We start from the raw sequence: 11,617 nt of genomic DNA, 5'->3' as shown, positions 1-11,617 counted from the left end.
AGGGCGGCTCTGTTCAGGCGGTTCTCTTCAGGCGGTGATCGCGAGCACGGCGGGGTCGACTGGATGCCGCAGCGAGCGGCCGGTCAGGACCCGGAGCACCTCGTCCGCGGCCGACTCCCCCAGGCGGTGCAGTTCGTTGCCGAGCGCGCCGGCCACGTGCGGGGTCAGGACGACGTTGGGCAGCTCCCAGAGCGGCGAGCCCGCCGCCGGGATCTCCGGCTCGGTCACGTCCAGTACAGCTGAGATGCGCCCGGTCCGGAGTTCCTTGATCAGCGCGTCCTCGTCCACCAGGGAGCCCCGAGCGGTGTTGATCAACGTCGCGCCATCGGCCATCGAGGCCAGGAGCCCCGCGCTGACCAGGCCCCTGGTCTCCTCGGTGGCCGGGGCGTGCAGGGAGACCACGTCGGCGGTGGCGAACAGCTCCGGCAACCCGACCAGGGTCGCGCCGAGATCCCCCGCGGTGGCCGCGTCCACGTACGGGTCGCAGAGCAGCACCCGGAAGTCGAAGGGCCGCAGCAGGGCGAGCACCCGGCGACCGATCTTGGACGCGCCGAGCAGGCCGACCGTCCTGCGGTAGTTGCCGATCGTGAGATCCCGGCGCGGGAGACGCAGGTCGGCGCGGGCGGCGCGGTACTCGCGGGCGAGCCCGGGCACCCCCTTGCCGGCCAGCAGGATCATCGCGAGGGTGTACTCCGCGACGGGGACGGCGTTCGCGTCGGCGGCGGAGCTGACCGGCACGCCGCGCGCGAAGACCTCCGGGCCGAGGTGGCCCTTGACGGTTCCCGCGGCGTGCACGACGGCCTTGAGCCCGGCGGCATGAACCAGCGCGGCGGAGTCCAGGCGGGGGCTGCCCCAGCCGGTCAGCAGGACGTCCGCCTCACGGAGACGGGCTTGTGCGCCCAACGACCGGAACTCGGTCAGCGGATCGCCGAGATCGATCTCCGCCACGCGCCGCAGCCGCTCCACGACCGGGGGCGGGAACAGCCGTGGCGGAAGATCGGGAAACATCGCGAACTCAACCCGCGCCCGCACTTGCCCCGAATCGGACGCCGTCATTCAGACCTCCCGTTCACCGGCGAGCGCCGCGAATCCACGCAGACGAACGCAGCGGTCACCGGCGGGTCCACGCGGACAAGCCGGGCTGGGTGCGCAGTTTCACCTGCGGGTCCGTGCAGGTGGGTTGAGTGGGGTGCGCAGACTTCACCGGCGAGTCCACGCGAGCCGAGCCGAGCCGGATGCGCAGTTTCACCCGCGGGTCCGTGCAGGTGAGCCGAGTGCGGTGCGCAGACTTCACCGGCGAGTCCACGCGAGCCGAGCCGAGCCGGATGCGCAGTTTTCACCTGCGGGTCCATGCGGGCAGGTCGAGGGGGGTGCGCTGGACGCCGATCCACTGGCGGCGGGTGAAGCCGGGCATCTGGTTCTCCGCGCCGTGACGCGCGTGGGCGTCGTTGACGTGGACCTCGCCCGCCTGGAGGCGTTCTGCCACCGTCATGCCGCGGATCAGGTCGGCGCTGAAGACCGAGTTCATCAGCATCGGGTACCCGTTGACGAGTTCCACGGCCTCCTCCTCCGAGTCGACCACCGTGATCGGGATGACCGGGCCGAAGATCTCCTCCGCGAAGGCGGGCATGTCGGGCGTGACGCCGGTCAGGACGGTCGGCCGGTAGAACAGGCCCTCGTAGGTGGCCCCGGTGGTCACGACGGCGCCCTTGGCCACGGACGGCTGCACGATCGACTGGTGGACCCGGTCCCGCTGGGTCTCGCTGATCAGCGGGCCCAAGTCGACGTCCTCGCGGACGGGGTCGCCGACGCGGAGCGCCGCCACCCGGCGGGTCACCGTCTCCACATACCGGTCGGCGACCTCGCGCAGGACGATGTGGCGGCTGGCGCTGATGCAGGTCTGGCCCTGGAATTCGAGGGAGGCGATGAGCGCGCAGGAGACCGCCAGGTCGACGTCGGCGTCCTCCAGGACGACGAAGGCGTTGGAGCCGCCGAGTTCGAGGCGGATCTGGCGCAGGTCGGTGGCGGCCGAGGCGGCGATGGCCAGGCCGACCTCCCGGGAGCCGGTGAAGTCGAGCAGGTCCAGCCCGCGGTGCTCGGCCAGCGCGTGCCCCGCCTCGGGCCCGTCGCCGGTGACCAGGTTGAAGACGCCCGGCGGGAAACCGGCGTGGTGGGCGGCCTCGGCCAGGATCTGGCCGCCGAGGATGGGCGTCAGCTCGGCCGGCTTGAGGACGATCGTGTTGCCGAAGGCCAGGCCGGGGGCGACGGCGCGCATCGCCAGGTTGAGCGGGTAGTTCCAGGGCGTGATCACCCCGAGCACGCCGAGCGGGACCGCCCGGGACAGCGAGAGCTTCCCCTCCTTGTACGGCTGGAGGATGTCGCCGGCCGTCTGAGTCGCCTGGACCGCCGAGATGGCCAGCTGGCGCAGTCCCGCGGAGACCTCGTCCTCGGCTTTCGCGCGTACGCCGCCGGTCTCGCGCATGCTGAGGTCGATCAGCTCGTCGTACCGGCTGTGCAGGTGGGCGGCGAAGCGGTCCAGATGGGCCGCGCGGGCGGGGGCGCTCAGGGCGGCCCAGCCGGGCTGGGCGGCGCGGGCGGCGGCCACGGCGCGGTCCACGTCGGCGGGGGTGGCCTGGGCGTAAGCGCCGATGGGCGTGCCGGTCGCCTTCTCGTGGACGGGGGCGGTGGCGGCGGCCTCTGCTTCGATGAAGGCACCGTCGATGTAGAGCTTGCCGGAGGCGAGTGTGGCGGTCATGCCGGGATTCTAAGCTTACTCGTATGCCTAAAATAAGGTCTTGAGCATGGGTTTCTGGCGGTAGATCCGGGTGGAAATTTCCGGATATATCACCATCTGTGCGCAGCGGCTACGGGCAGGCCCCGGGACTTCTGCTGTTACTTAAAACTAAGCCTTGACAGTTGTGGCCGGGAGCGGCAACCTTCGCGGAGAAGTGCATTCGTCACCATCGGGGGACGCGCGTTGGAACGATCGGCCTGGTCAGCTGCCCTGGAGGAGTGCGGGCGGGAGGAGACGCGGGAGCTGGTCCGGGAGCTGGTGGAACCGCTGCTCCCCCGGTTCAGCCCGGGACGCGCCCGGCTGCGGCTCGGAGCCAACACCGCGCACTACCCCGACGCGGCGGCCGAACTGGAGGCGTTCGCCCGGCCCCTGTGGGGGCTGGCTCCGCTGGCGGCGGGCGGTGCGGACTTCGCGCACTGGGACCTGTGGCGGGAAGGGCTCGCCAACGGGACCGATCCGGCGCATCCCGAGTACTGGGGTCCGGTCACCGACATCGACCAGCGCTTGGTCGAGACCGCCGCGATCGGTTTCGCCCTCGCGCTCGCGCCCGAGAGACTCTGGGACCCGCTCACCGGCCGCCAGCGCGACACCGTCGCCACCTGGCTCCGGGACTCCATGGCCGTACGGGCGGTCGAGAACAACTGGCAGTTCTTCCCCGTTCTCGTCGGTCTGGGCCTCGACCGGGTGGGCGTCGCCACCGAGCCGGTGCACACACGACTCGACACGCTGGAGTCGTACGCGCTCGGCCCCGGCTGGTACAGCGACGGCCGTACACCCCAGCGGGACTACTACATCCCGTTCGCCATGCACTACTACGCCCTGATCTATGCCGCCCTGACCGACGACACCACCCGGGCCGCACGCCTGACGGAACGCGCCGCCGTCTTCGCCCACGACTTCCAGCACTGGTTCACCACGGACGGCGCAGCCGTCCCGTACGGCAGGAGCATGACCTACCGGTTCGCCCAGGGCGCGTTCTGGGGGGCTCTCGCCTTCGCCGGCGTCGAAGCGCTTCCGTGGCCCGTGATCAAGGGCCATCTCCTCCGCCACCTGCGCTGGTGGCTCGATCGTCCCATCCGCGACGACTCCGGACTTCTCACGATCGGGTACGCGTATCCGCAGCCCCACCTGGCCGAGCAGTACAACGCGCCCGGCTCCCCCTACTGGGCCCTGAAAGCCTTCCTCCCCCTCGCGCTCCCCTCCACCCACCCGTTCTGGCAAGCCGAGGAGGCCCCAGCACCGGACCTCCCGGCGACCAGCACCCAGCCCGACCCCGGCGTCACCCTGATGCGCTGCGACGAAGGCCGCCAAGTGATCATGCTGACGTCCCGCCAGCACCACAACTGGGTACGCCACGGCGCGGCCAAATACACGAAGTTCGCCTACTCGACGGCGTTCGGCTTCAGCGTCCCCGCGGGGACGTGGGGCCTGGACCAGGGCGCCTTCGACAGCACCCTCGCCCTGAGCGAGGACGGCGACCACTGGCGCCCCTGCGAGGTCCCCCTGGACGCCGCCGCGTCAGCCGGACTCCACTACTTCCGCTGGAGCCCCTCACCAGACGTGGACATCGAGACCTGGCTCATCGCCCACGTGCCCTGGCATCTGCGCGTCCACCGCATCCACACGGTCCGTACCCTTCACACCGCCGAAGGCGCTTTCGCCCTGAACCGCGACACGCCACCCCATCGCACCGCGACCGGCCCAGGCCACGCCCGCATTCACACCCCCGCGGGCCTCTGCCAGATCGAATCCCTCAGTCCCGCACCATCCCGGCACGGCGACCTGATTCATCCCCTCCCCGGCACCAACGTCATCGCCCGCCGAACCACGATCCCCACCCTCCGCACCGAACTCCCGCCGGGCACCCACTGGCTGACCTCAGCCGTCCTGGCCCTCACCACTCCGCCGACCACCGGCGAATGGCTCACCCCGCCCACCCTGGCCGCCGCGCTGTCGACTCACGAAAACCCCATCGCGGACCACCTGATCCGGCTGTATCAGCCCATGCCAAGCGCATGAAGGCAGCGTCCGGGACGCGTTACGCCGGATCCGCGCCGAGGAAAGGCAGGACCAGGTCCGCGAAAGCCTCGGGGGCGCCCTCGTGGATGCAATGTCCCACGTCGATGATGACGAACTTCGCGTCCGGGATGTTCTCGGCCGCTTCGGCGAAGACGGCGGGCGGCAACAAGCCCGTCTCGCCCCCGCTGATCATCAGCGTGGTCGCGGTGATGGCGCCGAGACGATCCCACCACGCGGCGTTCGGAGCCCGGACGCCACGACGGATCATGTCGACCGCCCGCCAGTCGAAATCCAGCGGCTCGTCAGGCTCGGGGAAGGACTCCACCTCGACAGCCGGCGGCTGACGCGGCGGCACCGGGGGTTCCTCCAGCACCAGCCGCCGGATCAACCCCGGACGTTCCTGCGCGATCCGGATCGCGATGGCGCCGCCCATCGAATGCCCGACCAGATCGATCCGCTCGAATCCCCGCCCGTCGATGAACGCCAGCGCGTCCGCCGCCATCAGATCCACGCTGTACTCGGCCGTACGAGGGCTGCGGTCGTGCCCTCGCGCGGCCAAGGCGATGATGTGCCGGTCAAGCCCGGAGACGAACACGTCCCAGGTGTCCGGGCGATCGGTCAGTCCGTGCATCAGGAACAGCGGAACCCCGCCGGGCTCACCCCGTTCCACGTACGCGAGCTCGACGGTGTCCATCTCGGCAATGCCCATAACGAGCAGGTTAATCGTTATCCGGTCAGATATGCGGGGCGAGATCGGCCAGGATCATCCGCTTGGGCTTGGCGCCCTTGATCTGCTGGACGATCTCGCCGTTCCGGTAGAGGTTGAGGGTCGGGTAGCCGAGCACGTTGTAGCGCATCGCCACCTCGGGGTGCTCGTCGGCGTTGAGTTTGGCGATGACGAGGCGGTCGCCGTACTCGGCGTCGATCTCGTCCAGGATCGGGGCGAGCATGCGGCACGGCGGGCACCACTCGGTCCAGAAGTCCACCAGGACGGGACGGTCGCTCTTCAGCACGTCCTCGTCGAAGCTCTCCGTGGTCACTGTGATCATTCGATTCTCCTGATCGCGCATCCAGGGCAGGCCTGCTTGAGCTGACCGGCGACCTCGGCCCTCCGGGCGGCCAGCGCCCGGATCTCGGCGTCGATCTCGGCCAGCTTGCGCTGGTAGACGGCGACGGACTCCGGACAGGCGTTCCCTGACGCGTGCCCGGCCCGCAGGCAGGCGACGAACGGCCGGGCGTCCTCGAGCGTGAACCCCACGGCCATCAGCGACCGGATCTGAGCGACCAGCCGCACATCGGCCTCGTCGTACTCCCGGTACCCGTTGGCGGCCCGCCGGGCCAGAACCAGGCCCTGGTCCTCGTAGTACCGCAACGCCCGAACACTCACCCCCGCCCGCCGCGCCAACTCCCCAATCCGCATCTCGCCCTCCACCAGCACCCACCACCGGCGGCCACACCCACCGGCCACCCGAACCTAAACGCTCACACCAACGTCAGGGTCAACCCCTGAATTTCCCTCCACCGCTCTCAGGCGATGGCTCGGTCGGGGATGCTCGTGTAGTCGGGGAAGTTGCCGGGGAGGCGTTCGTCGTCGGGGCCTTGGGTGACCGCGCGGACCAGGAGTTCGCCGCCGACGAAGGCCCCCCGCCAGGAGCCGCCGAGCCCCCCGAAGAGTTCCTCGCGGTCGCCGCGCGATCGGGGCCGGTTGAGCCCGACCTTGAAGGCCCGGACCTCCGTGGCCAGCCGCCGGGCGGTCCGGCCGTCGTCACAGGAGATGGTGGCGACGAGCGCGCCGTTGCTGGCGTTCATCGCGGCCAGCAACTCGGCCTCCGTGTCCACGAGCACGATCGTGTCCACCGGGCCGAAGGGCTCGGCGTGGAAGAGCGGCGAGGACCCGGGCGGCGTCAGGATCGCCACAGGTGCCAGATATGCGGATATGTCCTGACCAGGAAGGAACCGGCCGTCGTCCAGCGACCCGCGGAACAACGGGACTCCGCCCTTGGCGATGGCGTCGTCGATCTGATCCGTCAGATCCTTCGCCTTCGCGTTGTTGATCAGCGGCCCGAAGTCCAGCTCCGGCAGCGGATCATCCGGCGCCTCCACCGCCAGCGGATGCCCGAACCGCACCCCCCGCACCGCGGGCAGGTACGCCGCCACGAACTCATGGAACAACGACCGCTGCACCACGAACCGCGGATACGCCGTGCACCGCTGCTTCGCATAGTCGAACGTCGCCCGGATCTGCCGCGCCAGGGTCTCCCAGTCGCTGAAGTCCCACACCCCCCAGCAGTTGAGCCCCTCCTGCTCCAGAACGTGCCGCCGCCCGAGGTCGGCGAGCGAGGTGGCCACCTGCCCGCCGGCGTCCCGGCCACCCACGAAGGAGACGCAGCCCAGCTCCTGCCCCCGCACCAGCGCCGGCGAGAGTTCCGCCCCGCCACCGCTGACCAGCGTCAACGGCACCCCTTCACGCACGGCCAGGGCACACGCCAGCGTCAGGCAGGACAGCCCCCCGTCCGTCGGCGTCTTCGCGATGGCCGCGTTGCCCGCGAGCGCCTGCACGAGCATCGCGTGCGTGAGCACACTCATCGGATAGTTCCAGCTGGCGATGTTGCTGACCGGCCCCGGCAGCGGAGCGCGCCCCGCGAGCATGCGGTCGATCTCCTCGACATACCACCGCACCCCCTCGATGCAGCGGTCCACGTCGGCGAGCGCGAGCCGCCACGGCTTGCCGATCTCCCAGACCAGCAGCAGCGCCAGCAGCTCCCGGTGCGCGGTCATCGAGTCCAGCGCCGCGGTGACCCGCGCCGCGCGCTCGGGAAGCGGCACGTGCCGCCACTGCCGGTGGTCGTCCACCGCGGCCCGCACCGCGCGTACGGCCGCCGAACGATCCAGCCGGGGCGGCCCCGCGATCGTCGTGCCGTCCACCGGCGTGACCCCCGGCACCGGCCGCCCGTCGCGCTGCCAGATCCCGCCCCAGTGGTTGAGCACCCGGTCGTCGTGAAACGCCTCCGGCGCCTCCGCGCAGCACCGGCTGTACGCGTCCTGCCAGGAGGTCCCCGGCTTGAGAACGAGCGGCATCAGGTCTTCCTTTCCTGCGGATGTCCGGCGGACCGTCGGCGTCGACGGCTGGTCGATCGGGATAACGGGTCGGTCGGGAAGGCGAGTCGATCGTCGGCCGAGGCCGTCGCGAACGGTCGAGGAGTTCAGTCGGACCAGTCGACGGCGTGGGCGAGTCGGGGTAAGGGCTCGAACTCCTTGATGGCGTCCAGCGACCGGCCCATCGCGGCGTTGGCCTCACGTTCGACCATGACCTCGACGAGCACGGGCAGCTGCTCACGCGCGGCCTCCGCGCTCGCCCAGGCCAGCGCGCCCTCCAGATCGCCGGGGGACTCGACCCGGCGGGCCGGGCACCCGAACGCCTCCATGACCTTCACGTGGTCGATCCCACCCTCGCCGTAGTGCAGATCCACGGCGAAGTTCATGTCGTACGGAATCTCCGCCTGCCTGATCAGCCCGAGGTACTCGTTGTTGATCATCACGATGACGAACGGAATCCGGTACTGCGCCGCCACCGCGATCTCCTCCATCAGGAACTGGAAGGAGTAGTCGCCCACGACCGCCACGACCTCGCGCTCGGGGAAGGCGCACTTGACGCCCATCGCGGCCGGGATCTCCCAGCCGAGCGGCCCGGCCTGCCCGCAGACCAGGTAGCGGCGCGGCAGGTAGGTGCGCTGGAACTGCCCGGACCAGATCTGGTAGAGGCCGATGGCGGTCACGAACGTCGTGTCGGGCCCATAGAACTCGTTGATCTCCCGGAACACCCGGGGCGGCTTGATCGGCACGTCCTCGAAGTCGTCGCGCCGCGCCATCGTGTCCCGCAGCTCCCCGACCCGGCGCGCCCACCGCCCGGCCCGCTGCGGCTTGCCGCGGTGCCGCGCCGCCTCGGCCATCGCGGCGAGCGTCGGCTGCGCGTGCCCGACGACGCCGAGGTCGGGCTCGAAGACCTTGCCGATCTGGGTCGGCTCGATGTCGACGTGGATGAACTTGCGGCCCTTGCGGTAGACGTCCAGGTCGCCGGTGTGCCGGTCGCCGAACCTGGCCCCCACGGCGAGCACCAGGTCGCTCTCCAGGAACGCCGCGTTGCCCCAGCGGGTCTGCGTCTGGATGCCCGCCATGCCGGCGAACAGCGGATGGTCCTCGGGGAAGGCGCCCTTGCCCATCAGCGTGACCTGGACCGGCACCTGAAGATGCTCGGCCAGGTCGCGCAGCTCGGCCGTGGCGTCCCCGATGATCACTCCGCCGCCGGCCAGGATCAGCGGACGCTCGGCCCGGGTCAGCATGTCCACCGCAGCCCGGACGGCCGCCGGCGAAGGCTGGGGCACGTCCACGGGGAACGGCGCGTCCAGGTCCGGATCGTACAGACAGGTGCCCCGCTGCACGTCGATCGGCAGGTCGATGAGGACCGGACCCGGCCTCCCGGACCGGGCGATCCGGAACGCCTCCCGGAAGACCCACGGCGCCTGCGCGGGCTCCTTGAGCTGGACCGCCCACTTGGTCACCGGCCGGGCGATCTCCACGATGTCGACCGCCTGGAAGGACTCCTGGTGGAGTTTGGCCCGCTCGGCCTGCCCGGTGATGCAGATCATCGGAATCGAGTCGGCCAGCGCCGTGTACAGCCCGGTGATCATGTTGGTCCCGGCGGGCCCGGAGGTGCCGATGCAGACGCCGACGTTGCCGGTCACCCGGGACCAGCCGTCGGCGGCGTGCGTGCCGCCCTCCTCGTGGCGCACCGTGATGTGCCGGATGGAGCTGTGCTGGAGGGCGGCGTAGAGGGGAAGGATCGCCGCGCCGGGGATGCCGAAGACGGTGTCCACGCCCTCGGACTCGAGGACCGCGACCACGGCCTCCATGCACGGTATCCGCTTCATGCGTTGATCCTTTCGATGACCTTGAGCAGCGCCGAGTGGTCGAGCGAACCGTGGCCCTGGGCCCGCGCGGCGGCGATGAGCTGGGCCACGACCCCGGTGAGCGGCAGCGCCACGCCCGCCTCGCGGGCGGCGGCGATGATGATGCCCATGTCCTTGTGGTGGAGGTCGATCCGGAAGCCGGGGGCGAACTCCCGCTTGATCATGGAGTGGCGTTTGAGTTCGAGGATGCGGGACCCGGCGAGCCCGCCCGCGAGAACGTCGAGGCCGGCCGCCGGGTCCACCCCCGACGCCTCCAGGAGCACGATCGCCTCGGCGATCAGGCCGTAGATCCCGCCGACGACGAGCTGGTTGGCGGCTTTCACGGTCTGGCCCGCTCCGGACGGGCCCACGTGCACGATCGTGGTGCCCAGCACCCGGAGCACCTCCCGGGCCGACTCCACGTCCTCGGCCCGGCCGCCCACCATGATCGAGAGCGTGCCGTCGACGGCCCCCCGCTCGCCGCCGCTCACCGGGGCGTCGATGGCCCGGATGCCCTTGACCGCGGCGGCCTGGGCCACCCGGCGGGAGGTCTCCGGCCTGATGGTGCTCATGTCGATGTGCAGGAGCCCGGGCGACCCGTACTCCAGCAGGCCGGAGCTGCCGAAGACGACGTCTTCGACCTGCGGCGAGTCGGGCAGCATGGTGATCGCCACGTGGGCCTGCGCGACCGCCTCCCCGAGGCTGCCCGCCGTCTTGCCGCCCAGGGCGGCCAGCTCCTCCAGCCGCTGCTCGCTCACGTCGTAGCCGACGACGGTGTGACCTGCTCGGATCAGGTTCGCGGCCATGGGGGTGCCCATGATCCCGAGCCCGATGAATGCGATGTTCATCCGCTCCTCCAGGCGAAGCTGCCGGCGCTCGGCCCGGTGGGCCGGTACTCAAGACCGACGTGGCCGCGGTAACCCGCCGACACCAGCCGTTCGAAGATCTCCGGGTACGGCATGCCGCCCGACCCCGGCTCTCCCCGCCCCGGATCGTCGGCGACCTGCACGTGCCCGAACCGGGATACGTCCTTGTCGATCAGGGCGAGCACGTCCTCCCCCATGCGGTGCAGGTGGTAGAGGTCGGCCAGGAACGCCACGTTGGGCACCCCGACCTCGTCGATCACCTCGAACGCGGCGGCCGACGAGGTGATCGGATAGCGCGGGTTCTCGTGCGAGTTGAGCGCCTCCACGACCACGACCGCGTCGATCCCGGCCGCGGCTTCGGCCGCGAGCAGCAAATTGCCCAGCGCGGTCTCCCGCTGCGCCTCGACGGGAACGCCGTCGGCGCGGTTGCCGTAGAGCGCGTTCAGCACCCGGCAGCCGAGCGAGTCGGCCAGACCCGCCGCCACCTCCACGTTGGCCCGGAACCGGTCCGAGGTGGCGGGATCGGAGAGCAGCCCGCGGTCTCCCGCGGCCATGTCGCCCGCGTCGAAGTTGAGCCCGACCAGCCGCACCCCGGCGTCGCCGATCGCCCGCCGCAACCGCTCGATCTCCCGGTCCGCCGGGACAGGCCCGTCGAACGGCCACCACAGCTCGATCGCGTCGAAGCCCGCCTTCGCCGCCGCCTCCGGCCGTTCCAGCAGCGGCAGCTCGGTGAACAGGATGGACAGGTTGACGTCGAACTCGAACGCGCCCTGCTCGCCGCCAGGCGAGAGACCGCCCTTCCCGCCGGAGGTCATGCGCCCTCCAGCAGGGATCGCATGAGACGGGCGGTCTCACTGGGGGTCCTGCCCACCCGCACGCCGACCTTCTCCAAGGCTTCCTTCTTGGCCTGCGCGGTCCCGGCCGACCCGGACACGATCGCGCCCGCATGGCCCATCGTCTTGCCCTCCGGCGCGGTGAACCCCGCCACATAC

10 protein-coding genes and 1 pseudogene are annotated in these 11,617 nt (G+C 70.8%); 1 reads left to right on the top strand and 10 read right to left on the bottom strand.

Annotated features, from left to right (window positions below; genetic code table 11):
• Positions 1-27: 27 nt before the first annotated feature.
• Together Aph01nite_RS34830 and Aph01nite_RS34825 are read right to left on the bottom strand one after the other, a co-directional pair.
• The gene (locus Aph01nite_RS34830; protein ID WP_239162209.1) at positions 28-1,008 is read right to left on the bottom strand and encodes a hydroxyacid dehydrogenase; all 981 of its coding nucleotides are present in this window, start codon (positions 1,006-1,008) and stop codon (positions 28-30) included.
• A 328-nt stretch (positions 1,009-1,336) separates the two neighbouring features.
• Positions 1,337-2,755: an aldehyde dehydrogenase family protein gene (locus Aph01nite_RS34825; RefSeq protein ID WP_204045311.1), complete on the bottom strand. Its 1,419-nt coding sequence runs from the start codon at positions 2,753-2,755 to the stop codon at positions 1,337-1,339.
• Positions 2,756-2,977: 222 nt separating this feature from the next.
• Between Aph01nite_RS34825 and Aph01nite_RS34820 the strand changes: the two genes are divergently transcribed.
• The gene (locus tag Aph01nite_RS34820; protein ID WP_239162208.1) at positions 2,978-4,813 is read left to right on the top strand and encodes a DUF2264 domain-containing protein; all 1,836 of its coding nucleotides are present in this window, start codon (positions 2,978-2,980) and stop codon (positions 4,811-4,813) included.
• Between the two features lie 19 nt (positions 4,814-4,832).
• On the opposite strand, the gene Aph01nite_RS34815 is transcribed toward Aph01nite_RS34820, so the two are convergent.
• The 8 genes and pseudogenes from Aph01nite_RS34815 to Aph01nite_RS34780 all read right to left on the bottom strand — a co-directional run.
• Positions 4,833-5,522, bottom strand: a complete 690-nt coding sequence (locus Aph01nite_RS34815; protein WP_204045310.1) for an alpha/beta fold hydrolase — start codon at positions 5,520-5,522, stop codon at positions 4,833-4,835.
• Between the two features lie 25 nt (positions 5,523-5,547).
• Complete coding sequence (trxA, locus tag Aph01nite_RS34810) at positions 5,548-5,862, bottom strand: thioredoxin (protein ID WP_239162207.1); 315 nt, start codon at positions 5,860-5,862, stop codon at positions 5,548-5,550.
• Complete coding sequence (locus tag Aph01nite_RS34805) at positions 5,859-6,233, bottom strand: MerR family transcriptional regulator (protein ID WP_204045308.1); 375 nt, start codon at positions 6,231-6,233, stop codon at positions 5,859-5,861. The genes trxA and Aph01nite_RS34805 overlap by 4 nt, the downstream gene beginning before the upstream one ends.
• A 107-nt stretch (positions 6,234-6,340) precedes the next feature.
• Positions 6,341-7,891 (bottom strand): aldehyde dehydrogenase family protein, encoded by a 1,551-nt coding sequence (locus Aph01nite_RS34800; protein WP_204045307.1) that lies wholly within the window; start codon positions 7,889-7,891, stop codon positions 6,341-6,343.
• Positions 7,892-8,016: 125 nt separating this feature from the next.
• Positions 8,017-9,741, bottom strand: coding sequence for a glyoxylate carboligase (gcl, locus tag Aph01nite_RS34795; protein WP_204045306.1), 1,725 nt, complete (start codon positions 9,739-9,741; stop codon positions 8,017-8,019).
• Positions 9,738-10,607, bottom strand: coding sequence for a 2-hydroxy-3-oxopropionate reductase (locus tag Aph01nite_RS34790; RefSeq protein WP_204045305.1), 870 nt, complete (start codon positions 10,605-10,607; stop codon positions 9,738-9,740). The genes gcl and Aph01nite_RS34790 overlap by 4 nt, the downstream gene beginning before the upstream one ends.
• Positions 10,604-11,440, bottom strand: coding sequence for a hydroxypyruvate isomerase family protein (locus Aph01nite_RS34785; RefSeq protein WP_204045304.1), 837 nt, complete (start codon positions 11,438-11,440; stop codon positions 10,604-10,606). Before Aph01nite_RS34785 ends, Aph01nite_RS34790 begins: the two co-directional genes overlap by 4 nt.
• A pseudogene (locus Aph01nite_RS34780) lies at positions 11,437-11,617 on the bottom strand (succinate--CoA ligase subunit alpha); the annotation flags it as partial. The gene Aph01nite_RS34785 and the pseudogene Aph01nite_RS34780, both read right to left, overlap by 4 nt.

Origin of the sequence: Acrocarpospora phusangensis (genome assembly GCF_016862995.1) — a bacterium.
In the GTDB taxonomy this organism is placed as follows: domain Bacteria; phylum Actinomycetota; class Actinomycetes; order Streptosporangiales; family Streptosporangiaceae; genus Acrocarpospora; species Acrocarpospora phusangensis.
The sequence above is the reverse complement of the archived record's forward strand: the minus strand, read 5'-3'. Positions and strand labels throughout refer to the sequence as shown.

Bases quoted from the DNA above. Each gene is read 5' to 3' on its own strand.
- Aph01nite_RS34805 (WP_204045308.1), bottom strand. From the start codon at position 6,233: ATGCGGATTGGGGAGTTGGCGCGGCGGGCGGGGGTGAGTGTTCGGGCG.
- Aph01nite_RS34825 (WP_204045311.1), bottom strand. From the start codon at position 2,755: ATGACCGCCACACTCGCCTCCGGCAAGCTCTACATCGACGGTGCCTTC.
- Aph01nite_RS34790 (WP_204045305.1), bottom strand. From the start codon at position 10,607: ATGAACATCGCATTCATCGGGCTCGGGATCATGGGCACCCCCATGGCC.
- gcl (WP_204045306.1), bottom strand. From the start codon at position 9,741: ATGAAGCGGATACCGTGCATGGAGGCCGTGGTCGCGGTCCTCGAGTCC.
- Aph01nite_RS34800 (WP_204045307.1), bottom strand. From the start codon at position 7,891: ATGCCGCTCGTTCTCAAGCCGGGGACCTCCTGGCAGGACGCGTACAGC.
- Aph01nite_RS34815 (WP_204045310.1), bottom strand. From the start codon at position 5,522: ATGGGCATTGCCGAGATGGACACCGTCGAGCTCGCGTACGTGGAACGG.
- Aph01nite_RS34830 (WP_239162209.1), bottom strand. From the start codon at position 1,008: ATGTTTCCCGATCTTCCGCCACGGCTGTTCCCGCCCCCGGTCGTGGAG.
- trxA (WP_239162207.1), bottom strand. From the start codon at position 5,862: ATGATCACAGTGACCACGGAGAGCTTCGACGAGGACGTGCTGAAGAGC.
- Aph01nite_RS34785 (WP_204045304.1), bottom strand. From the start codon at position 11,440: ATGACCTCCGGCGGGAAGGGCGGTCTCTCGCCTGGCGGCGAGCAGGGC.